This window comes from Moraxella caviae (genome assembly GCF_002014985.1).
Lineage (GTDB): Bacteria > Pseudomonadota > Gammaproteobacteria > Pseudomonadales > Moraxellaceae > Moraxella > Moraxella caviae.
Genome location: NZ_MUXU01000018.1, coordinates 1 through 21682, shown reverse-complemented (window position 1 = coordinate 21682; position 21682 = coordinate 1). Strand labels below are relative to the sequence as shown.

Sequence of the window (21682 nt, the reverse complement as noted above, 5' to 3'; positions counted from 1 at the left end):
GTTGGTTAAATTTTGTTATTTTTACGGTTTTTTAGGTGGCTTGGCACTTCTTAAGCAGTGTTTGTCAAACGATGTTTATCAAGCGTATTTGACTTAACAAATGGTCGTGATGACTCAAATCCACCGCATTAAACACAATTACACAGCAAAGATTTTGTCAGCAAATTTCACCATCAAACAGCTTCGCCACTTCGTCATCATAAGCATTGATGTCATCAGGCAAAACCATTTCGCCCTGCATAAAACCAAGCTGTCTTTTGGCAGTGAGTTTTGGCAGCGCTTCATCAACCACCGTAATAATCACTTTGGCGTTTTGCGCCTGTGGCGGCGTATCCAGCCACATCACTTGTCCGTTGTGCAAAACGCTAGCAGCCCATCGCTTCATCATTTAATAACGTTGATACTACTCAAGCAAGGCTTAAAAATCAGCCGAATCGCTTTAAAAAACGCACGTCATTTTGGAAAAACAGACGCAAATCATCAATGCCGTAATACAGCATGGCAAAGCGCTCAATGCCCATACCAAAGGCAAAACCTGTGTATTCGTTCGGGTCAATGCCGCAGTTTTTAAGCACTTGCGGATGCACCATGCCACAGCCCATCACTTCTAGCCATTTGCCATTTTCTGCCAAGATGTCCACTTCGGCAGACGGCTCGGTAAAAGGAAAAAAGGACGGACGAAAACGCACGGTCAGCTGTCTGCCAAAAAACGCGTCCAAAAACTCATGAATCAAGCCTTTAAGCTCAGCAAAATTGGACGAACGCGAAATCATCAAACCTTCCATCTGATGAAACATTGGCGAGTGCGTTTGGTCGCTGTCGCAGCGGTACACACGCCCCGGGCAAATGATGCGAATCGGCGGCTCGCTGTTTTCCATCGTGCGAATTTGCACGCTCGATGTGTGCGTGCGCAGCAAATAATGCGCGTCAAAATAAAACGTGTCGTGCATGGCGCGCGCTGGGTGATGGCTTGGAATGTTGAGCGCTTCAAAGTTGTAATAATCGCTTTCCACTTCAGGGCCTGTGGCAATGCTAAAGCCCGCCTGCGTGAAAAAGCGTTTCATGCGCTCGGTGGTTTGGGTGATTGGGTGCAAGCCGCCTTTGATGTCTTTGCGTGCAGGCAAGCTGATGTCGATGGTTTCGCTGGCAAGTTTCGCTGCCAAAACCGCCTGTGCCAAAATCACGCCTTGCGCATCAAACGCTGCATTTAAGCGGCTACGCAGCTCGTGCAAATACGCACCGTAAGTTTTTTTGCTTTCTGCGTCCAGTCCGCCCATTTGCTTGGACAGTGCAGTTAAAGCCGCCTTTTTACCTGTCAAATTCACACGCAGATTTTGCAATTCTGCTTCGTCTTTTGCACTGCCAATCAATGCCGCTGCCGCATCGCCAAAAGCCGTCAGCGCTTCTGGAGTGATGTCCGCCAAATTTTGCGCCAAACTTGGCAAGGCGGTTTGTAGTTCATTTGTCATTATTCTAACCAATCGTTTCGTTAATCATTTCTGGCAAAAATCAGCCATCAAAATCAAAGAAAAATATCCCCACCATTTTAAAGCGTTCGCCAGATTTTGTAAATGAAATTTTGCAAATATATCAAAGGCTTTGCGTGATTTTTTGCAAAATTTAATATGTAAGGCGAGCAAATTTTATCTTTGGGTGAGTTTGGCTGTTTTTGGGGGCGATTTTCGGTTACAATAAAAGAAAAGATAAACAAGGAGCAAGGCTATGATTACACAACTTAGTCAGCTGGATTTAAACAAACGCTACACCTATGCTGATTATCTCTCTTGGCAAATCAAAGAAGGCATTGAGCTGATTTACGGCAAAATCACTGCCATGAGCCCTGCACCTGTGCGCTTACATCAAAAAATCTCCATGGTGCTTAGCGCCAAACTCTATCAACACCTTGAAGGCTTGGCTTGCGATGTGTATACTGCGCCATTTGATGTACGCCTGCTGATAGATGATAGCGAAAGCGTGGTTCAGCCTGATATTTGCGTGGTGTGCGACACCACTAAACTTACTGAGCGTGGCTGCGATGGCGCGCCTGATATTGTGGTTGAAATTTTATCGCCCAGCAATAGTAAAAAAGAGATGGGAGTTAAGTTCAACTTGTACCAAGATGCTGGCGTGCGCGAATACTGGATTATTGACCCAACATATAAAACAGTGTTGATGTATGTTTTACAAAACGGCAAATTTGTTGGGCTTAAACCTTTTGTCAGCGGAGAAACCATTCGTTCTACAGTATTGCCTGAATTTTGTCTTGCGCTGGATAAACTGTTTGACGACTGATAATTTACCAATCATTCACCAACCACCAACCAACCACCACCCAAAACAAAAACCCACCAAACACCTTGCGATGTTGGTGGGTTTTTCTTAAATTATGAAAATTTAAGATTATGCCAAAGCAGCTTTTGCTTTTTCTGCGATTGCAGTGAAAGCCGCTGCGTCATGCATAGCGATGTCCGCTAGGATACGGCGGTCAATGTCAATGTTTGCTTTTTTCAAGCCATTGATCAGACGGCTGTAACTTAGACCGTTCAAGCGCGCACCAGCGTTGATACGAGCGATCCACAGACGGCGGAAAGAACGTTTTTTGTTACGGCGGTCACGATATGCATATTGACCAGCTTTCATTACCGCTTGTACTGCTACACGATACACGCGTGAACGTGCGCCATAGTAACCTTTAGCACGAGCCAGAACTTTTTTATGACGGCGATTTGCCTGTACACCACGTTTTACACGAGCCATGATATTCTCCTAAAATCTTGCAAAGTTAATTAGATGTATGGGCACATACGACGGATTGAAGCCACGTCAGATGCGTGAACCATAACACAGCCGCGCAGTTGGCGGATACGCTTTGGAGATTTTTTGGTAAGAATATGGCGTTTGAACGCTTGTTTACGCTTAAAGCCGTTTGCGGTTTTTTTGAAACGCTTAGCCGCACCACGTTTGGTTTTTAGTTTCATAATTAGCCTCTTTAAAAACATCGGTTGCCCGTTGTGAACCTTTTTGCCACTCGCACGCCAAAGCATTGCGAAAGCGGAAGGTGGGATGCGCATTATACATTGTCTTGGCATAAAAAACAAGCAAATTATCGCCTTTTTCGCCAGCAAATTCACCGCCAAACGCACGCTTAATTTTAAAACCTAAATTTAAAAGCAGCGCACAAACCACACCAAAAATCACAAGCACACACCCATTTTTAAAATCCGCACATCAAACCAACAAGAAAGCAGCTTTACTTACACCACGCCAAGCGGTACAATAGCCGTATCTTGGCACGCTTGCGCCCACAAAAAGACGAAATATTAAAAAACATAAGACGAACCACTTTGCAATTTTTACACACTTTAGGGCTGTTTATTTTAACCGCCATCGCTGAAATTGTCGGCTGCTACTTGCCCTATTTGATTTTAAATAAGCAAAAAAGTGCGTGGCTGTGGCTGCCTTGTGCCCTAAGTTTGATGGCGTTTGTGTATTTGCTTAGCCTGCACCCTGCGGCATCTGGGCGCATTTATGCCGCTTATGGCGGTGTGTATGTGGCGTGCGCTTTGATGTGGCTTATGCTGGTGGATAAAGTGGCGCTTAGCGCATGGGATTTGGCGGGCGGCGCACTGGTGCTGGCAGGTGCTTTGGTGGTGATTTTACAGCCCAATGGCTTTAAATAGGTTTTGGCAAACAAATCAGTTTTAATAAGCCGCCCACACGCACGGTTTTATCGCTTGCCAGTGCAAATAACTTCACTAAATTAACCCAAATTAAAAACCAATTAACCCAAATAAAAACACAATCTTATGAGCTGGCTAGACCAATTAACTTTCAACGAAAACGGACTGATTCCTGCCATCGCCCAAGACAAAGACACTGGGCGCATTTTGATGATGGCGTGGCAAAACAAAGAAGCCCTAGAACTTACCGCCAAGACAGGTCAAGCGGTGTATTTTAGCCGTTCGCGCGGCAAGCTGTGGCACAAAGGCGAAAGCAGCGGACACACACAAATCGTCCACGAAATCCGCACCGATTGCGATGCCGATGCCATCACGCTCATCATCACACAAGTGGGCGGAATCGCTTGCCACACGGGGCGGCAGTCGTGCTTTTATCAAAAATTAGACGTGGCAACTGGCGAGTGGCACACCACCGAAGCACCCATCAAATCCAGCGAAGAAATCTACGGCAATGCGGCGCACAGCCATGCCAAAAATAGCCACGCACAAAGCGCCACGCAAGCGGCAAATTCAGCGGCAAATCACGCCCAAGCGGCAAACATCTTGGCACAGCTGGACAGCATTTTACAAGAGCGCAAATCTGCCGATAAAGACAGCTCTTATGTGGCAAGTCTGTACCACAAAGGGCTTAATAAAATCCTAGAAAAAGTGGGCGAAGAAGCGGTGGAAGCCATCATCGCCGCCAAAGAATTGCAGCTGGCAAACGCCACCAAGTCAGACAGCGACAGCGACAGCGAGCGTGGCGATGTGATTTATGAAATTGCCGATGTGTGGTTTCACAGTTTGGTTGCGCTGCACGCCTTGGATTTATCCAGCGAAGACATCTTGGCGGAGCTTGCCAGACGCTTTGGCTTGTCAGGCATTGACGAGAAAAACGCACGCAGCGCAAAATAACTCTGGCAGACAGTCAAAACGAGCGTTTGCGCAAAATTTGTCATCAAAGCGTCATCAAATTGTCAAAAGACGTTTATAAAACCGTCATACAATGCGCAAGTATTGGCTTGGACGATTGAACGAATTGATGGCGTGCAACTGGTGTACGGCTTAATTTATAGCATTACTTAGCTTATATTTGGCAAATAATCGCACACGCAAACTTATCAACTTTATTCTATTAAAATTTAACATTTTTAAAATTTAGCACAGTAAAAAAGGTAACATTATGGGCGGATTTTCTATCACGCATTGGTTGATTCTCTTGGTAGTGGTGGTTGTGGTTTTTGGCACAGCCAAACTAAAAAACGCTGGCAAAGACCTAGGCGCAGCGGTCAAAGGCTTTAAAGATGCCGTCAAAGACGAAGAGCAACCAAAACTAAACAGCAACGCAGACAGCCAAAAAACCACGCACGTTGTGGAAGAAGTCAAATCTGCGCCAAATAAAGACGCTTAAATTGAACGACCAAAAGGCTTGATGTGTTTAATTTAGGGCTGTTTGAGCTGACGCTGTTTGGCGTGATTGCGCTGATTGTACTTGGGCCAGAAAAATTGCCCGAGTTTGCGCGTACGCTTGGGCGATGGTATGGGCTGTTTCGCCGCACCACATCACGCCTACAAAACGACTTGATGAGCGAACTTGAGCTGATAGAAGCGCAAGCCCAGCTCAAATCTGAAATCGCCAAAATCCGTGAATCAGAAGCCGCCATGAGAGCGCAAATGGATGCCATGCAGCGCTCATTAAACGCTCAGCACGCCAAAACTGCGCCAGCTGCGCCAAGCCAAACCGTCAGTCAAACTGCAAGCCAAGTTGCAAACCAACTTGCAAATCCAGCGGTCAATCAAGTTGCACAAACCGCAAACGAGCCGCAACAAAACCACGCCGAACACACGCTGGAGACGGCGTTAAATCTGCCGCTGACAAATCGCTGGTTTTTGCTGGGTGAGTACGACAAACGCCGCCGCTTACCGCCTGCGCCTTTTTTGCCAAATTATCAAGCCGACCCACTTTTACACCAAATGCAGTCGTATTGATGGCGCTTTTAAGTTTGGCATTATCAATTTTGTGCAATAAATCAATTTGGCATGATAAATTTTACTTAAATTTTGGTCAAAATCCGCCTTAAAATTCATTTTTAATTTAAAAACCAAACCCCGCCCACAAACCCGCAACCAAAATCCATCACCATGAACGACACCCAAAGCACCGACAAGCCAAAAGACACGCCAAACGATGGCGATATGCCGCTGATGGCGCATTTTGCCGAGCTGCGCAGCCGCTTGATCAAGATTGTCGTGGCGGTGGTTGTGGTGTTTTTGGCACTGGTGGGATTTAGCCGTGATATTTATGATTTGGTGTCAAATCCACTGGTCGCCCTGCTGCCTGACAATGCCAGCATGATTGCCACCGATGTGGCGTCAAACTTTCTTGCGCCCATTCGCCTGACGTTTTTTGTAGCGCTGTTTTTGGTTGTACCGTTTGTTTTGTGGCAGATTTGGGGATTTATCGCCCCCGGTTTATATAAGCACGAAAAACGTGTCGCCACGCCACTGCTACTGGCTGCGACCGTGCTTTTTTATGTGGGCGTGGCGTTTGCTTACTTTGCGGTGCTGATGCCTGCGCTGAAATTTTTCATCAGTTTTGCGCCTGACAACGTCATTCCCATGACCGACATTGACAGCTATCTTGGCTTTGTGATGAAGCTGTTTTTGGTGTTTGGTGCAATGTTTGAAATTCCTGTGATTACGCTTTTGCTTGTGCTGATGCGCATTGTTACGCCGCAAGCGCTTGCCGACAAACGCCGCTACATCATCGTGGGCTGCTTTTTTATTGCCGCTTTGGTTACGCCACCAGACGGCTGGAGCATGATTATGCTGGCGGTGCCGATGTGTTTGCTGTTTGAAGCAGGGTTAATTTTGGCAAGAGTGCTTGTCAAGCCATCGCTTGATAATAAAACCGCTTGATTTTTCAGCAGGCGCAAAAAATGCAGTGCTTGTAGGCTGGGTGAGCGTAAGCGCAACCCAACATTCCGAGTGATAAGCCATCATGTCACATAAAACTGTTCAAAAAACCGTTCGTGGTGAGCTTGTCGAACCATGGGCGGTTTTTGGATTTAATCTTTACCAAATCCAAACTTCCGCCACGTTTACCCTTCGACAGGCTCAGGGCGAACGGGAAAAACCATGTCCGTAAGTTGAGCTAGCAAAGCAAAACTCAACGTTTTTTAAGACAACTCTTTAAACCCACCATTTAAAAACCAAATTTTTCCAATTTATCAAAAGCGGTGGTATAATGTGCGCTTGCTTGATAATTTTTACCAAGCCAAATTCAACCCAAAATCAGCCTGCCACACGCCAAGCATGAATCACGCCACGCCACACACCCCAACTGCCGAGCAAATTGCCGCCCTTGAGATGGCAATGACGGGGCAGTCGTTTAAAATCGTCGCCTATGCGGGTGCAGGCAAAACCACGACACTTAGCCTAATCAGCAACAATCTGCGTGGGCGTGGGCTGTATTTGGCGTTCAACAAAGCCATCGCCACCGAAGCGCAAGGCAAATTCCCCAGAAATGTGCGCTGCCAGACCTTTCATTCGCTGGCATATCGCCACGTCAGCCGAGATATCACCGCCAAAGTCAGCTTGCCACGCCTGACGCCATCTCGCTTGGCGGCGGATTTAGACCTAAGCGCCATTTCGGTAGAGCGCACGGTGGACGGCATTAAAAAGGCGGTAACGCTCACACCTGCCAAACTTGCCAACATCGTCAGCGAAGCGGTAACTAATTTTTGTAAAACTTCGTCCACTTATCCTGCGCCGCGCCACATCACGCCACCTTCTTGGCTAAGCGATGCCGACAGCGAGCGGCTGCGTGCGCATTTGTACCCTGCGCTTGAAAAACGCTGGCTGCAATCCATTGACCCGCGCCACCCTTCTGGCATTGGGCATGACATTTATTTAAAACTGTGGACGCTGTCAAATCCCATCATTCCTGCCGATTTTGTGCTGTTTGACGAAGCCCAAGACGCAGACCCTTTGATGATGGGCGCATTGATTAAGCAAGACAAGCAGACCATCTATGTGGGCGATGCACACCAGCAAATCTACGAATGGCGCGGCGCATTAAACGCCATGAAACGCCTGCCTTATCCGCAGACGCTGCTCACACAGTCGTTTCGTTTTGGCGAGCCGATTGCCGATGTTGCCAACGTGTTTTTAAAGGCATTACAAGAAGAAATTCCCCTAAAAGGCAACCCAAATCGCCAAAGCATGACCAGCCGCCGCATGACTGGCACCAAAGACGCAATCCTTTGCCGCACCAATGCCAATGCCATCAGCCATCTGCTGACCGGGCTAAAACTTGGGCATAAAGTCGCCCTAGAAGCCGACAGCGCACGCATTTTGCGCTTTTGCCACGCTGCCGAAAGCCTAAAAAACGGTAAATCCGCCTACGGCATTCCTGAGCTGGCGTTTTTTAACCATTGGGGCGAAGTCCAAGAGTTCAGCGAAACAGGCGAAGGCAGCGATTTAAAAACGTGGGTCAAACTCATTGAAGAGCACGGCACGCAAACCATCAGCCACGCCATCAATAACCTAAGCACGCCAAGGGCTGCCGACTATGTGGTGTCCACCGCCCACAAGGCAAAAGGGCTAGAATGGGGACGCGTGCAAATCAGCGATGATTTTTTGTACGATGTCAATCGCCACAGCGTCAAAATCACGCCAGAAGAGCTGCGCCTTTTGTATGTCGCCTGCACGCGCGCCAAAGACGTGCTGGACGTACACCACATTTACGATTTATTAAGCGGTTTGACTTCTGAAGATAAAAAGCTGGTTTATGGGTAAAATTGGCAAAGTTGTGCACTAACTCATGCGCTAAAATGGCAAGCGAATTTGACTGATAAAATCCATGTTTTAGGCGGAATTTTTAAGCGGTGATTTTAAGACAACTTATTGAATTAAAAGACAAATCGTTGAATGAAAAGATAAATTACCGATTGCAACTGAACGCCCATTTAGCCAAGTTTGCCCACAAACCCAACCAATTTTTAGTCCAATTTCACCGATTTTCAGCCCACTTTTAACCCGATTTCCACCAATTTTCAACCCACTTTTAACCCAAATCCCTATCACGCCATGCAAGATTTTCACTCCCTTTTTGCCAAGCCTGTGCGCCTACTTGCGCCGATGGAAGGCTTGACCGACCCTTTGATGCGTCGCATTTTGACGCGGCTGGCGCAGGATTTAGGTGCGCCTTATGATTGGTCGGTGAGCGAATTTATCCGTGTAACGCATTATCCACTGCCTGCACACGTTTTTTATAAATATGTGCCAGAGCTGCGCACGGCTGGCAAGACCGCAAGCGGCACGCCCATTCATGTACAGCTTTTGGGCAATAATCCTGACACCATGGCACAAAGCGCGGTAACAGCGGTAAGTCTTGGTGCGCCTGCGATTGACCTAAACTTCGGCTGCCCTGCCAAAACCGTGAACAATCACAAAGGCGGCTCGGTGCTGCTAGAAGAACCAGAAACGCTGTACACCATCATCAGTGCAGTGCGTGCTGCCGTGCCTGCGCACATTCCTGTGTCGGCAAAAATCCGCCTAGGCTACACCGACACCAGCAAAATGCACGACATCGGACAAGCCGTGCAATCGGCGAACGCCAGCTGGCTCACCGTCCATGCACGCACCAAAACCCAAGGCTACAAACCGCCTGCTTATTGGGAGCTGATTCGTCCGTTTACCGAGCTTGGTTTGCCTGTGATTGCCAATGGCGAGATTTGGAATGCCGCACACGCCCAAACCTGCGTGGCGCAATCAGGCACGCCGCACTTGATGCTGGGGCGTGGGGCGGTTACTCGTCCAGATTTGATTGCCGCCATCAATCACGCCTGCGTGGCTGATGATTTGAATGGCGATACTCTTAACAACGCCAACGCTCAGCTGACGTGGGATAAACTTGTGGCAGCGCAAAAGCTGTTTTTGGCGGACAACACCGACAACCAATCAGGGCTGATTGGTCGCTACAAACAATGGCTGGGTATGCTGACAAAAGGCTACGCTGAAGCAGATGCACTGTGGCACGACATCAAAAAACTTAAGGATAAAGCGGAGATTGTTGAGAAATTGGAAAGTAGTGTTCGCCAAGCGTAAATGCTAAGTTTGCAAAATTGGCTTGGTGAAGTAAATTGGCAATTTGAATGGCAAAGTTGAATTGATAATCTAAATTGCAAAACCAAATTGATAAAGTTGTAATCAGCCAAACCTACCAATTAAAAAACCACAAAAAAGGCTTGGCAAAACACCAAGCCATCTTAATTTGCACAATTAACGCACTGCTACTGCATCACATCAACAATCACAGGTTTGCCATTATGTGTAAGTACAGTTACGTCCACATCGTACAGCGCCTTCATGGATTTGGCAGTCAGCACGTCCACAGGCGCGCCCACGCTCACCACTTCGCCTGATTTCATCATCACCACCGTATCGGCAAATTGCGCCGCTTGGTTGATGTCGTGCAGCACGATGACGACTGTCTTGCCCTGCGTGGTCAAGGTTTTTAGCTTGCGCATCAGCCGCCCAGCGTGATACATATCCAGATTGTTCAAAGGCTCATCAAGCAGCAAATATGGCGTGTCTTGGCACACAATCATCGCAATCAGCACACGCTGACGCTGCCCACCAGACAAATCCGACAAAAAGCGATCCGCCAGCGCCTCAAGCTCAAACGCATGGATAATCTCATTCACCTTATCCGTATCCGCCTGCGTGGGGCGACCTTGATGATACGGATAACGCCCAAACATCAAAAGCTCACGCACACGCAATCTGCCTTGCACATGGTTTTCTTGGGTCAGCATGGCAACGACTTTTGCCAAAGATTTTGCGTCTGTGGTGGCGATGTCATGCTCACCAAACGCCACTTTGCCAGATTGTAAAGGATTTAGGCGTGACATCAGTGAAAACAGCGTGGACTTGCCTGCGCCATTTGGGCCAATCAGCGCAATGATTTGCCCAGTCGGTAAAGTCAGCGACACATCATGCAAAATGGCAAAATCGCCCACCGCATAAGACACATTTTCAACCGCAATCATAACACTCGCCCATCTTTTAGTCTGTATTCTTTAAAAATCAGCAGCAAAAACACCACGCCGCCCACCAGCTCAATCACCACCGACAGCACGCCCGCCATCTTTAGCCCGTGCTCAAACAGCGCCTGCCCCAGCACCAAAACCAGCATAGAAACCAGCGCCACCAAAACCAGCCGCTTGGCGTGGTGCATGGAGCGTGTCAGCTGATTGGTGATGGCGCACACCAAAAGCCCCAAAAAGGTAACAGGCCCAACCAACGCCGTGGACACCGCCACCAAAAGCGCAATGATACTCAGCAGCGCAAGGCTTAATTTACGATAATCAATGCCTAAATTGATGGCGCAAGATTTACCCAAAAGCAGCACATCGCACTGATGGCGCAGCCGCCACATCATCACGCCTGCCAGTACGCACACGATGACGCTCACGGTGAGCAGCTGAGTGTTGATGGTGTTAAACTGCGCATAGCTTGCCGCCTGCACAGTGATGAAATCATCAGGGTTAATTAGCCGTGCCACAAGGCTAGACAGCGAACGAAACAGCACGCCAAAAACCACGCCCACCAAAATCAGCCGTGTCAAATCCTGCCTGTCTTTGGTGAATAAAAACCGAAACATCAGCAAAGACATACCCAGCATCAGCCCCACTTCAATGCCGAATTTAACAAGCGGATTCATGGTACTAAAATGCACCACGCCCAAAAACAGCACCAGCACGCTGTTAATCAGCACATACAGCGCATCAAAGCCAAGCAGCGCAGGCGTTAAAATTGGGTTGTGCGTGAGCGTCTGAAACAGCAGCGTGGACGTGCCGATGGCAAATCCCACCACACAAAGGGCGATGAGCTTTTGGCTGCGCAGCGGCAAGGCAAATTCCCAGCTTTGCACGCCCCACGTCAAAAACACCAGCGAACTTACCACCAAAAGCAAAAGACACACCCACTCAGGGCGTGCGCGCAGCATGGCAAAGGTGCGCAAAATTAAGCTCGGTGAGTCAGATGAAGCGTGGGTGGTGTGTTCTTGCATGGGTTTTTGCATGAGTTGTCTTGCATGAGCTGATTTTAAAATGTTGATAGATAGGCTTGGGCGGATTGATTTGGTTTTATTGGTTTTGGCGTTCAATTAGGCTGGCGAAATGGGTTTACTTGGTGAAATAAAATCAAATTTACAAGGTCAAACCCGCCAATCGGTTTAGTTGAGCAGCTTATCAAATCAGTTTTTGCCAAATCGGTTTTTTGTCAAATTCAATTTTTATCAAATCAATCTGACAAACTAACCCTTGCGAAACAGCAGCCACAAAAACACCGCCGCACCCAAAACGCCAAACACCGTTGCCACAGGCACTTCAAACGGATAACGTACGGTGCGCCCAATGATGTCGCACAAAAGCACCGCAGATGCACCCAAAAGCGCCACCGCTGGCAAGGTGCGCTTGAGTTGATCGCCCATCATACGGCTGATGATGTTTGGCACGACCAAGCCCACAAACGGAATCGCCCCCACCGTAATCACCACCACGGCGCTAATCATCGCCACCATGCTAATGCCTGCCCACAGCACCGCTTCTCGGTTCACGCCTAGATTTTTGGCAATGGTGTCGCCAAGCCCAACGATGGTGAGTTTATCGGCAATCACATAAGCGATGGCGCACAGCACGCCTGTCAGCCACAGCATTTCATAGCGGCCAGCCAGCACGCCAGAAAAATCGCCAAACGTCCATACGGATAACAGCTGCAGCGTCTCGGTTTGGTAGGCGATGAACGTGGTAATCGCTTCAATAATGCCGCTAAACACAATGCCAACCAGCGGAATCATCAGATAATCAGTCGCAGGCAAACGGCGAATCAGGCGCATAAAAATCACCATGCCGCCAAGCGCGCACAGCGTTGCAACCGCCATTTTCATGCTCAGTGTCGCAGTCGGCACCAGCAAACTGATGGCAAGCATACCAAAAGCTGCCGATTGCGTTGCGCCCACCATGGACGGCTCAACGAAGCGGTTTTTTAAAATCACCTGCATCATCATGCCTGCCACCGACATGGATACGCCTGTCAGGATAATTGCCAAAGTGCGTGGCAAACGGCTGATGAGCAAAAGCTCAAGGTCGCTGCGCTCTCCTGTCGCCAGTGAAAACAGCCCTTGCCAAGAAAAATCCGCCACACCCACCGATACACTCACCAAAATCAGCAGCAGCATGACAAGCAAGCTGCCAAAATTCACAACCCTAGGCGATAAGCGCCAAGGCTGTTTTTGGTTGGGCGTGGTGATTGCTGTCATGCTGATTGGTTTTACGAATGATTAAATGGATTGACAAATTGGCATCATCGCCAAAATAAAAAGCACCAAGCGCACATCGGCACGCTTGGCGCAATGGATTAGTTGCTTGCTTTATTAAAGGCGTCAGTGATGATTTTGGTGTCTTTTAGCCATTGATAATAGCCGCCAAACGCCAAATAAGAATCTGCGCTCAAATACACGATTTGACCTTTTTGTCCTGCAGTGGTTTGTTTCACCAATGGGTTATCCAGCACCACAGAAGCCGCTTCGCCTTCTTCGCCCACAGCCGCCGCACGGTCTAGTACAAAAATCCAGTCAGGGTTGGTTTTTTGAATGTATTCAAATGAAATCGGCTGACCGTGGCGTGCTTCTTTGATATGCTCGTCCGCCATCGGAATGCCAAGCGTGGTGTGCAAAAAGCCATAACGTGAATTTTTGCCATAGGCGCTGATTTTATTGCCGTTCACCAAAACCGCAAGACCATTGCCCTTGCCAGCGACTGCTTTTTTAGCTTCTTCAATCGCTGCGTCAATGTCGGCTTGTAGCTTGGCAGCTTCTTCTACTTTATTGAACACACGTCCAAAATCCGCCAGCTGCTGCTTGCTTGATTTGTACACATCGCTGGTGTCAATGGTCAAATTATACGTTGGCGCAACTTGCTTAAGCGCGTCCGCTTTTTCTGCCATGCGGCTGCCAAAGAACACTGCTTTTGGTTGTAAAGCGTGTAAATTTTCCAAATTCGGCTCGGTCAATGTACCAATATTTGCCGCTTCTGGTGCGTCCGCCACTTTAAAATTATAAAGCTCCATGCGCTCTGGAGTGATTTCTGGCAAGCCCTGCGCCACCACGCCAAGCGCGGTCAAGTTTTGCATGGCGGTCATGTCATACACCGCCAAAGGACTTGGATTTACCGCAATGCTTTGCTCACCTTCTGCGGTGGTGATGGTGGTCTCGCCTGCGTTAGCTTCTGCTGCGGTTTCGGTTTTCGCTTCGGTTGCCGCTTCACCAGCTTGCTCGGCTGGCTTGCTGCACGCTGCCATGCTCAATGCCAAAGCCGATACGCCCATCATCGCCATCAATTTTTTCAATGTCATTTTATGCTCCTTTTTTCAAGATGTTTTTAAAGTTGCTTTTAAAGTCGTTCTGGACTGATAGTTAAAGATTGGTTTTTTCAATATTCATTTTTGAGAATATTTGAAAATCGCCTTATCATAGCGGATTTTTGGCGAATTTGCAATGATAATGAGAATGTTTTTTGTTTAAATTTCGGATTTAGTGGATTTTTGCTAAAAATTTGGCGTGGTAAAGCAAATTTAAGCCAAGTTTTCAGGTTTTATTTTCCACAAAAAATCCCCATCGCATGACGGGGATTTTAAAATGGCGAAATGGCAAATTAAGCGATGAACGCAATAAAGCCTTGCAAAATCGCCACGTTCACGATGTCCACAAAGAACGCACCAACCATCGGCACAATCAAAAACGCCTTGTGCGATGGCAAATAGCGGTCGGTGATTGCCTGCATATTGGCGATGGCGGTTGGCGTTGCGCCCATACCAAAGCCGCAATGACCTGCCGCCAGCACCGCAGAATCGTAGTCTTTGCCCATGATTCGGTAAGTTACAAAAGTTGCGTACAGCACCATCACCACCGTTTGCACCAGCAAAATCACCAAAATCGGGCCTGCCAAATCGGCAAGTTCCCACAGTTTTAGCGACAATAGCGCCATCGCCAAAAACAACGACAAAGCAGCGTTGCCAAACACGTCAATCGCGCGGTCAAACATATCAAAATTAAAAATATTCGTCAACGCATTACGCAGCACCACACCGCCAAACAACGCCCAAACAAACTGCGGCAACTCAAACCAAGTGCCTTTTGCCACGCCCACCATGATGTCAGAAAACGCCAAACACGCCGCAAACAAAGCCAGCGTTTCTACCGCAGAAGTGGCGGTGATTAGGCGCACATTGTCCGCCTTTTCAAAGATTTCTTCACCTGAGTAGTCGTCATTATCGGTTTTGTTTGGTGCGCCATCTAGGCTGCGTGCGTTTGACGCAGTGGCAGTGGCAGCGGCTTCTTGGGGCTTCATGCCAAGTTTACCAATCAAACGCTTCGCCACAGGGCCGCCAATGATACCGCCCGATACCAAGCCATAAGTCGCACAAGCAATGCCCAGCGTGGTTGCGCCCACGACACCATAAGTGTCTTCAAAAGTTGCGCCCCATGCGCCAGCCGTGCCATGACCGCCTGTCAAAGACACCGAGCCTGCCACCAAGCCCAGCAATGGGTCAATGCCCAGTGCCATCGCCATGCCAACGCCCACCACGTCTTGCAAAATGATGAACGCCGACACCACGACCAAGAAAATCACCAAGCCTGTACCGCCTGCTTTTAGACGGCTAAAATCTGCCGACAAGCCAATAGACGCAAAAAACATCAGCATACACGCGGTTTGCAGCTCTTTTTGAAAATTAAAACTGTAGCCAAACATCACGTTCAATGCGTACACAATCGCCGCGCCCACAAGACCGCCAGCCACAGGTTCAGGAATGTTAAAATCCGACAAAAATTTAATGCGTTTTACCAAAAATTTGCCGACCAAAAGCACCAAAGTCGCCAAAATCAGCGTGTAATAACCGTTTAACGTAAATTCCATACGCCACTCCAACAAAATTTATCATCTTATCGCGCAGACAAATAAAGGCGGACTTTTCTAATTGTCCACCTTGCCTGTGCGTTTTTGCTGCGTATTTTGGTGTGTTTGCGTGTCAATTTGCACCATATTTAACCAAAAGGAATACGCAGCGTAACTTTAGGGAAATATTTTAGCATTTTCCATTTGTATAGTCAAAATGCGCAAATTTTATTAAAGGGCTAAAAAACCAAGCCATCGTCAGACAGCTTGGTTTTAATGTCAGCGGTGAGCTTCTTACACACGCTCAATAATGGTGGCAATGCCTTGACCCAAGCCAATGCACATGGTGGCAAGTCCCAGCTGGGTGTCTTGCTGCTCCATCACGTTCAAAAGCGTGGTGGTGATACGAGAACCCGAGCAGCCCAGCGGATGCCCAAGCGCGATTGCACCGCCGTTTAGGTTGACGATGTCTTGTTTGTCGTACAAATCCAAGCCTTTTAGCACCGACAAGCCTTGCGCAGCAAAGGCTTCGTTCAGCTCAATGGTCTGAATGTCTGACAAATTCACGCCAGCACGTTTTAGTGCTTTTTGAGTGGCTGGCACAGGCCCATAGCCCATGATGGCAGCATCACAACCTGCCACCGCCATGCCACGAATGCGTGCGCGTGGTTTTAGCCCCAAGGCTTTGGCTTTGGCGGCGCTCATCACCAGCATGGCTGACGCACCGTCTGACAGCGCTGAAGCCGTACCTGCCGTTACCGTGCCGTTTTTTGGGTCAAAGACAGGTTTTAGTTTTTCTAGACTTTCAAGACTTGCGTCAAAGCGAATCACTTCGTCCACCGTGCAGTTTTGCAAGCGGCCTGCTTCATCATGCCCTTCCACGCCCACGATTTCGTTGGCAAACTTGCCTTCTGCGGTGGCTTTGGCGGCTTTTTGGTGGCTGGCAAGCGCAAAAGCGTCTTGCTCGGCACGAGTAATGCCGTTTAGTCGTCCCAGCATTTCTGCGGTCAAGCCCATCATGTTTGACGCTTTGGCAATGTGCTTGGACGCAGCAGGGTTAATATCCACGCCGTGCATCATCGCAACGTGTCCCATATGCTCCACGCCACCGATGATAAACACATCGCCTTGGTTGGTCATGATTTGGGCGGCGGCGGTGTGCAGTGCTTGCATGGATGAACCACACAGGCGATTCACCGTTTGCGCAGCGACTTGCTTTGGAATGTCCGCCAGCAATGCGGCATGGCGCGCGATGTTCCAGCCTTGCTCTAGGGTTTGGTTCACACAGCCCCAGATGATGTCTTCAATCACATTTGGGTCAAGATTGTTGCGCTCAATCAAGGCTTTCATCAGCTCAGCCGATAACGCTTCGGCACGCACATGGCGAAACATACCGTTTTTGGATTTGCCCATTGCGGTGCGCACACCGTCCACAATTACGACATCTTTTGCACTTAGTGTTGTCATCTTAGTCTTTCCTTAAAATTAGTTTGCGACACATTCAATCATGCCATATTGCAATATTTTGCTGTCAGCAGTGATGAATGGCAATTTTTCATTCAAACTTTGTGCCATTAACAAGCGGTCGAAAGGATCATTGTGTAAATGCGGCAACCGCTCAAGCGTCCACAGATGCGATAGCTTGATTGGCAAAATCTGATACAATCCTTGCTTGCAAACACGGTTCATCGCTTCTTGGAGCGGTGTATCCAGTGTCAGTTTGCCGAGCTGGATTTTTATCTGCATTTCCCATAAAGACGCCATGCTTAGATAAATTGTATGCTTGGGATTTGCCAAAATTTCACGCACCTTTGGGCAAAGTTTATGAACCGCGTGATCCGCCCAAAGATAAACGTGCGTGTCTACTAGGTAGCTTGCCATGCCGCTTTTTCACTCAGATTATCCGTATCATCACCCAACCAAAAATCATCGCCCAGCTCGTCATCAAAATCATCACTCACATGAGTAACTCCAAGCGCATTCGCCCCAAGACGACTGGCACGGTGCGCTGGCGGATTTAATAAAAAGCTGGCAAGATATGCACGTTGCTCAAGATTTAGCCCTGCCATCATCGGCAGTACCGTTTGGATTTCTTGTGGCAAAGTTTGTGCTAGGTTTGGCATATCCGATCCTTTTTTTATTTAATGGTAATCAATAAAACGTCTTGCCTTCGCTTGCCATTTTACGCAGCAATGCTGGTGCTTCGTACGCTTTGCCAAGGTAGGCGTATTTGTCGCACAATGCCACAAATTCACTCACGCCAACTTGGTCAATGTAGCGGCACGCCCCGCCACGAAACGGCGGAAAGCCCACGCCCATAATCATCGCCATGTCCGCTTCTGCTGGCGTACCCACGATGCCATCTTCTAGGCAGCGCACGGTTTCGTTACAGAAGGCAAGCATCATGCGGTCAATGATTTCTTGCTCGCTAGCCTCTTTTGTGCCGTCTTGTACCGCTTTTAGCAGCTCATAAGTGGCAACGTCCGCGCTCTTTTCCGGCTTACCTTTTTTGTCAATTTCGTACTTATAAAAGCCTGCGCCGTTTTTTTGTCCCAAGCGATTTTGCTCAAACAAATGCTCAATGCTGCCTTTAAAATCAGGCTTCATGCGGTCAGGGAAACCTTGCGCCATCACGGCTGCGCCATGCACGCCCGTGTCCAAGCCCACCACGTCAATCAAATACGCAGGACCCATCGGCCAGCCAAATTTCTCCATCGTCTTATCAATGGCAGCAAAATCCACACCTTCTTTGACCAGCAAATCAAACGCCCCAAAATACGGGAACAGCACACGATTCACCAAAAAGCCCGGGCAATCATTCACCACGACAGGCACTTTGCCCATTTTTTGTGCCAAAGCCACAGTCGTGGCAATCGCCGCATCGCTCGATTTCTCGCCACGAATCACTTCTACCAAAGGCATACGGTGCACAGGGTTAAAAAAGTGCATACCCACGAAATTTTCTGGGCGTTTTAGCGCAGTGGCAAGCTCAGTGATAGAAATGGTGGACGTGTTTGACGCAATGATGGCATCGTCTTTGGCAAGCGCTTCCACTTCTGCCAGCACAGATTTTTTCACCGCTGGATTTTCCACCACCGCTTCAATCACGATGTCGGTGTTGCCAAAATCACCATAATTGAGCGTTGGGCGAATGCGGCTTAGGGTCTCGCCCATCTTGGCAGGCGTTAGTTTGCCGCGCTCCACTTCCTTGCCAAGCAGCTTGCTCGCTTCATTCATGCCAAGCTCAAGCTGCTCGGACTTGATGTCTTTCATGATGATTGGCAAGCCTTTGCTCGCTGCTTGATAAGCGATACCACCGCCCATAATGCCTGCGCCAAGCACCGCCGCTTCTTTGATGTCGCTTGCGCCTTGGCTGGCTTTTTTGGCAAGTTTTTTCACCACTTGGTCATTCAAAAATAAGCCCACCAACGCTGCCGCCTGCGGAGTAACTGCTGCTGCCGCGAAGTTTTTGGCTTCAATTTTAATGGCGTCATCACGTTTTAGATTGACGTGTTTTTCAATCGCTTCCACCGCCAGCGCCACCGCAGGGTACTGCTTTGGATTGGCTTTGGCGAAAATCACGCCCTTGGCAGAAGTGAACGCCATCGCTTGCTCAAGCTGCGACAGACGCACAGGGTTTAGCTTCTCGGCACGCTTGGCTTGCCAGTCAATCTCACCTGCGATGCACTTTTGTACCAAATCAATCGCTGCACTTTCTAGCACATCGTCTGCCACCACTGCGTCCACAAAACCGATTTTGAGTGCGTCCGCTGGCTTGTGCGCCTTGCCAGTAGCAATGGCTTCTAGGGCGTTGTCAATGCCGATGACGCGTGGCGTGCGCACACTGCCGCCAAAGCCCGGGAAAATGCCAAGCTTAGTTTCTGGCAAGCCGATTTGCCCTGACTGACCCATCACGCGGTATTCGCACACCAAAGTCATCTCACAGCCACCGCCAAGTGCCGCGCCATTGATTGCCGCCACTTTTGGGAATGGCAAGTCTTCAAAGCGGTTAAAGGTGCTGTTAATCTCCAAAAGCCACGCTTCAAGCTCGCTGGTCGGCTTTTGAAAATAGCCCACAAATTCGGTGATGTCCGCCCCTGCGATAAAAACTTTTTTGCCAGAAGTAACAATCAAGCCTTTGATTTGACTTGAGTTTTCTAGTGCGGTTACCGCTTCTTTAAATTCAGCGTTGGTCGCTGCGTCAAATTTATTCACGCTTTCATCGGCTGCGTCAAAATGCAGCTTGGCAATGCCGTCCGTGCCATCAATCAGCGCAACGCTTAGGTTTTTTCCTTGATAAATCATGATGTCTCCTCGTGGTTTTGTTACCAACTTTGCCAAAGCCGCTTGTAGCTTGCGACAGCTTTGGCACAAGTGCTTTTAATATAACACAGTGCGCATGAAAAAACCGTGAATTTTTGGGCAGAAAATGACTTTTCGGTCATTTTTGGGGTGTGCAAAATTAGTCATAATACAAATAACAGCAAACCCCTTAAAGATAACTTCAAGGGGTCGCTCTTAAACTTCAATAATCCATCAGGATTTGCAATCAATCAACACAATCTACTTTTGCTCGCCGCAAAAATATGAGCAAATTCTTGATTCTTGCCTTCGTAGCGCCAATGCCAAGATTCTACAGAAACGCCGCTGTACGCTTTATAGTCCTCGGTGAAAGTCTGATGCCAGCCATAACGGTGGGCATTTTGTTTCAGCCAACGATAGCCTGCAGATTTGGCAAATCCATGATCGATCGGCGTAAAATCAACCGCAAGCCCCGTATGATGCTCTGAAAACCCAGGGTGTGACGACGTGTAATAAATCTGTCTGGCGCTTTGACCTTGGTTCTTCTTGTTATTAACAATCTGTCTTTGGCGTGCTGAACTGCGGAAAATAGATCCCGGAGTTAGCGTTACGCCATCTTGCTTAGCAGCTCTGACAAGCTCTTGCAAGGCATCTTTTGCCTCACGATGTATTTTATATTTCGCATCGTTACGACTGCCATAGCCACTCCACACAAGATCGCTGCTTGACGCATCAGCGTATCTAAAATGCTTGATGCCTACCGCCAGCGCTTCAGGCGCGCATTTGGCTTCCGACACATGGCTTAGCTGTGGCGTATGCACAGGCATTTCAGTTACAGGCATCGGCTGCGTCAAACGATTCGCCGCTGGCCCTGTTGCAGAGCTGGCGGTATTTGTAAGGTTTGCAGGGGTTGCGAAATTTGCATTATTTGGCTGCTCATTTCTAAACTGCGCTTTTGATTGTTCTGTGGTGGCGCTGATACTATCCACGGTTGGTTGTTGAATTGTCGGGCCTTGCTCAGAGCTGACAATTTTTGGTGCAGACATCTTTGTATTAGCAGCAGGACCAAGCTCTTTCTTGCCATCCGTTACCACAAAGCCACTGCTTGCGTGTGCCAGCATACCTGCGCCAATCGCCATCAAACTGCCGCCAATCAAAAAATCTCGTGTGCGTTTTTGCATTATCACACCTATAGCAAATTATATATAATAAAAACTCCGAGCAGCCTTTCGAACCGCTCGAAGTGATAAAAAGCGATTAGCAAATGTAATCGTAACGCGCCCAGCCAGTGATACGGCCGTACGATACTCTGTACCACAAATTACCATCCGTGCCGTATTTTGAGCCACGAACGGTAACATAACGACCGTTTGGAACACCCCCAAGAATGCGGTAATTCGTACCAGCATTCGCGCGAATACGCACGCTACTGTTTGGATTGTGCGTGCAAGCATAGCCACCGCCTGTGGCAGCTGGTCCAGCAGCTACCGCAGTTGTTGTTGTCGCAGTTGCTGCCAATGCGCAAGCAATGATGCCAGAAAGAGCAAGTTTGGTGTGCATTTTTATTTCTCCAGTAAACACAAAATGTAAACATACTATATACATTAGTTTCATTATATTACGTAAACTAACACATATCAACCAAATTTCAAAAAAAATAAAAAATAAAAAAAGGGGCTGTAGTAGATTAGCCCTAAA

The 21682-nt window shown here is 48.3% G+C and carries 23 protein-coding genes; 8 read left to right on the top strand and 15 right to left on the bottom strand.

Going from position 1 to position 21682, the window contains the following annotated elements; genetic code table 11:
• Positions 1-157: 157 nt before the first annotated feature.
• Together B0181_RS02315 and pheS are read right to left on the bottom strand one after the other, a co-directional pair.
• Complete coding sequence (locus B0181_RS02315) at positions 158-388, bottom strand: hypothetical protein (RefSeq protein ID WP_133141446.1); 231 nt, start codon at positions 386-388, stop codon at positions 158-160.
• Between the two features lie 37 nt (positions 389-425).
• The gene (gene pheS / locus B0181_RS02310; RefSeq protein WP_078275878.1) at positions 426-1469 is read right to left on the bottom strand and encodes a phenylalanine--tRNA ligase subunit alpha; all 1044 of its coding nucleotides are present in this window, start codon (positions 1467-1469) and stop codon (positions 426-428) included.
• Between the two features lie 253 nt (positions 1470-1722).
• Here pheS and B0181_RS02305 point away from each other — a divergent pair, with 253 nt between their 5' ends.
• Positions 1723-2292 (top strand): Uma2 family endonuclease, encoded by a 570-nt coding sequence (locus tag B0181_RS02305; protein ID WP_078275877.1) that lies wholly within the window; start codon positions 1723-1725, stop codon positions 2290-2292.
• A 108-nt stretch (positions 2293-2400) separates the two neighbouring features.
• Here the strand turns inward: B0181_RS02305 and rplT are convergent, their stop codons facing one another.
• Positions 2401-2757 (bottom strand): 50S ribosomal protein L20, encoded by a 357-nt coding sequence (gene rplT / locus B0181_RS02300; RefSeq protein ID WP_078275876.1) that lies wholly within the window; start codon positions 2755-2757, stop codon positions 2401-2403.
• 29 nt (positions 2758-2786) lie between these two features.
• Positions 2787-2981 (bottom strand): 50S ribosomal protein L35, encoded by a 195-nt coding sequence (rpmI, locus tag B0181_RS02295; protein ID WP_036331620.1) that lies wholly within the window; start codon positions 2979-2981, stop codon positions 2787-2789.
• A 363-nt stretch (positions 2982-3344) separates the two neighbouring features.
• On the opposite strand from rpmI, the gene B0181_RS02285 reads away from it, so the two are divergent.
• The 7 genes from B0181_RS02285 (at position 3345) to B0181_RS02255 (ending at position 9830) form a co-directional block, all read left to right on the top strand.
• A complete protein-coding gene (locus B0181_RS02285) occupies positions 3345-3680 on the top strand; it encodes a YnfA family protein (RefSeq protein WP_242620110.1) in 336 nt (111 codons plus the stop codon).
• 126 nt (positions 3681-3806) lie between these two features.
• The gene (gene hisIE / locus B0181_RS02280) at positions 3807-4634 is read left to right on the top strand and encodes a bifunctional phosphoribosyl-AMP cyclohydrolase/phosphoribosyl-ATP diphosphatase HisIE (RefSeq protein ID WP_078275874.1); all 828 of its coding nucleotides are present in this window, start codon (positions 3807-3809) and stop codon (positions 4632-4634) included.
• Positions 4635-4902: 268 nt separating this feature from the next.
• Complete coding sequence (tatA, locus tag B0181_RS02275) at positions 4903-5130, top strand: Sec-independent protein translocase subunit TatA (RefSeq protein WP_078275873.1); 228 nt, start codon at positions 4903-4905, stop codon at positions 5128-5130.
• A 23-nt stretch (positions 5131-5153) separates the two neighbouring features.
• Positions 5154-5708 carry a Sec-independent protein translocase subunit TatA/TatB gene (locus B0181_RS02270; RefSeq protein WP_078275872.1) on the top strand — a complete coding sequence of 185 codons (555 nt, stop codon included), beginning with the start codon at positions 5154-5156 and terminating at the stop codon, positions 5706-5708.
• Between the two features lie 153 nt (positions 5709-5861).
• Positions 5862-6638 carry a twin-arginine translocase subunit TatC gene (gene tatC, locus B0181_RS02265; protein WP_078275871.1) on the top strand — a complete coding sequence of 259 codons (777 nt, stop codon included), beginning with the start codon at positions 5862-5864 and terminating at the stop codon, positions 6636-6638.
• A gap of 396 nt (positions 6639-7034) precedes the next feature.
• On the top strand, positions 7035-8519 hold the full coding sequence (locus tag B0181_RS02260; protein ID WP_078275931.1) for a UvrD-helicase domain-containing protein: 1485 nt from the start codon (positions 7035-7037) through the stop codon (positions 8517-8519).
• Between the two features lie 291 nt (positions 8520-8810).
• Complete coding sequence (locus B0181_RS02255) at positions 8811-9830, top strand: tRNA dihydrouridine synthase (RefSeq protein WP_078275870.1); 1020 nt, start codon at positions 8811-8813, stop codon at positions 9828-9830.
• Between the two features lie 185 nt (positions 9831-10015).
• Here the strand turns inward: B0181_RS02255 and B0181_RS02250 are convergent, their stop codons facing one another.
• The 11 genes from B0181_RS02250 to B0181_RS02200 all read right to left on the bottom strand — a co-directional run bounded on the left by B0181_RS02250 (position 10016) and on the right by B0181_RS02200 (position 21544).
• Positions 10016-10774, bottom strand: coding sequence for an iron ABC transporter ATP-binding protein (locus B0181_RS02250; protein ID WP_078275869.1), 759 nt, complete (start codon positions 10772-10774; stop codon positions 10016-10018).
• Positions 10771-11796, bottom strand: coding sequence for an iron chelate uptake ABC transporter family permease subunit (locus B0181_RS02245; protein ID WP_207384343.1), 1026 nt, complete (start codon positions 11794-11796; stop codon positions 10771-10773). The genes B0181_RS02250 and B0181_RS02245 overlap by 4 nt, the downstream gene beginning before the upstream one ends.
• A 246-nt stretch (positions 11797-12042) precedes the next feature.
• Complete coding sequence (locus B0181_RS02240; protein ID WP_078275868.1) at positions 12043-13047, bottom strand: ABC transporter permease; 1005 nt, start codon at positions 13045-13047, stop codon at positions 12043-12045.
• A gap of 98 nt (positions 13048-13145) precedes the next feature.
• On the bottom strand, positions 13146-14141 hold the full coding sequence (locus tag B0181_RS02235) for a siderophore ABC transporter substrate-binding protein (protein WP_078275867.1): 996 nt from the start codon (positions 14139-14141) through the stop codon (positions 13146-13148).
• A gap of 299 nt (positions 14142-14440) precedes the next feature.
• Entirely contained in the window at positions 14441-15703 is a 1263-nt protein-coding gene (gene gltS / locus B0181_RS02230; protein WP_078275866.1) for a sodium/glutamate symporter, read from the bottom strand.
• Positions 15704-15976: 273 nt separating this feature from the next.
• Positions 15977-17149 (bottom strand): acetyl-CoA C-acyltransferase FadA, encoded by a 1173-nt coding sequence (gene fadA / locus B0181_RS02225; protein WP_078275865.1) that lies wholly within the window; start codon positions 17147-17149, stop codon positions 15977-15979.
• Positions 17150-17167: 18 nt separating this feature from the next.
• A complete protein-coding gene (locus B0181_RS02220) occupies positions 17168-17563 on the bottom strand; it encodes a type II toxin-antitoxin system VapC family toxin (protein ID WP_078275864.1) in 396 nt (131 codons plus the stop codon).
• The gene (locus B0181_RS02215; protein ID WP_078275863.1) at positions 17548-17805 is read right to left on the bottom strand and encodes a hypothetical protein; all 258 of its coding nucleotides are present in this window, start codon (positions 17803-17805) and stop codon (positions 17548-17550) included. The genes B0181_RS02220 and B0181_RS02215 overlap by 16 nt, the downstream gene beginning before the upstream one ends.
• Before the next feature lie 28 nt (positions 17806-17833).
• Positions 17834-19987, bottom strand: coding sequence for a fatty acid oxidation complex subunit alpha FadB (fadB, locus tag B0181_RS02210; protein ID WP_078275862.1), 2154 nt, complete (start codon positions 19985-19987; stop codon positions 17834-17836).
• A 248-nt stretch (positions 19988-20235) separates the two neighbouring features.
• Complete coding sequence (locus tag B0181_RS02205) at positions 20236-21165, bottom strand: M15 family metallopeptidase (protein ID WP_078275861.1); 930 nt, start codon at positions 21163-21165, stop codon at positions 20236-20238.
• A gap of 76 nt (positions 21166-21241) precedes the next feature.
• Entirely contained in the window at positions 21242-21544 is a 303-nt protein-coding gene (locus tag B0181_RS02200; protein WP_158078922.1) for an SH3 domain-containing protein, read from the bottom strand.
• Between the last annotated feature and the right edge of the window lie 138 nt (positions 21545-21682).

Coding starts and splice junctions, on each gene's coding strand:
- rplT (WP_078275876.1), bottom strand. CDS start 2,757: ATGGCTCGTGTAAAACGTGGTGTACAGGCAAATCGCCGTCATAAAAAA.
- B0181_RS02315 (WP_133141446.1), bottom strand. CDS start 388: ATGATGAAGCGATGGGCTGCTAGCGTTTTGCACAACGGACAAGTGATG.
- tatA (WP_078275873.1), top strand. CDS start 4,903: ATGGGCGGATTTTCTATCACGCATTGGTTGATTCTCTTGGTAGTGGTG.
- B0181_RS02235 (WP_078275867.1), bottom strand. CDS start 14,141: ATGACATTGAAAAAATTGATGGCGATGATGGGCGTATCGGCTTTGGCA.
- B0181_RS02260 (WP_078275931.1), top strand. CDS start 7,035: ATGAATCACGCCACGCCACACACCCCAACTGCCGAGCAAATTGCCGCC.
- B0181_RS02305 (WP_078275877.1), top strand. CDS start 1,723: ATGATTACACAACTTAGTCAGCTGGATTTAAACAAACGCTACACCTAT.
- B0181_RS02255 (WP_078275870.1), top strand. CDS start 8,811: ATGCAAGATTTTCACTCCCTTTTTGCCAAGCCTGTGCGCCTACTTGCG.
- fadA (WP_078275865.1), bottom strand. CDS start 17,149: ATGACAACACTAAGTGCAAAAGATGTCGTAATTGTGGACGGTGTGCGC.
- B0181_RS02245 (WP_207384343.1), bottom strand. CDS start 11,796: ATGCAAGAACACACCACCCACGCTTCATCTGACTCACCGAGCTTAATT.
- tatC (WP_078275871.1), top strand. CDS start 5,862: ATGAACGACACCCAAAGCACCGACAAGCCAAAAGACACGCCAAACGAT.
- B0181_RS02215 (WP_078275863.1), bottom strand. CDS start 17,805: ATGCCAAACCTAGCACAAACTTTGCCACAAGAAATCCAAACGGTACTG.
- fadB (WP_078275862.1), bottom strand. CDS start 19,987: ATGATTTATCAAGGAAAAAACCTAAGCGTTGCGCTGATTGATGGCACG.
- B0181_RS02200 (WP_158078922.1), bottom strand. CDS start 21,544: ATGCACACCAAACTTGCTCTTTCTGGCATCATTGCTTGCGCATTGGCA.
- gltS (WP_078275866.1), bottom strand. CDS start 15,703: ATGGAATTTACGTTAAACGGTTATTACACGCTGATTTTGGCGACTTTG.
- B0181_RS02250 (WP_078275869.1), bottom strand. CDS start 10,774: ATGATTGCGGTTGAAAATGTGTCTTATGCGGTGGGCGATTTTGCCATT.
- B0181_RS02240 (WP_078275868.1), bottom strand. CDS start 13,047: ATGACAGCAATCACCACGCCCAACCAAAAACAGCCTTGGCGCTTATCG.
- hisIE (WP_078275874.1), top strand. CDS start 3,807: ATGAGCTGGCTAGACCAATTAACTTTCAACGAAAACGGACTGATTCCT.
- pheS (WP_078275878.1), bottom strand. CDS start 1,469: ATGACAAATGAACTACAAACCGCCTTGCCAAGTTTGGCGCAAAATTTG.
- B0181_RS02205 (WP_078275861.1), bottom strand. CDS start 21,165: ATGCAAAAACGCACACGAGATTTTTTGATTGGCGGCAGTTTGATGGCG.
- B0181_RS02220 (WP_078275864.1), bottom strand. CDS start 17,563: ATGGCAAGCTACCTAGTAGACACGCACGTTTATCTTTGGGCGGATCAC.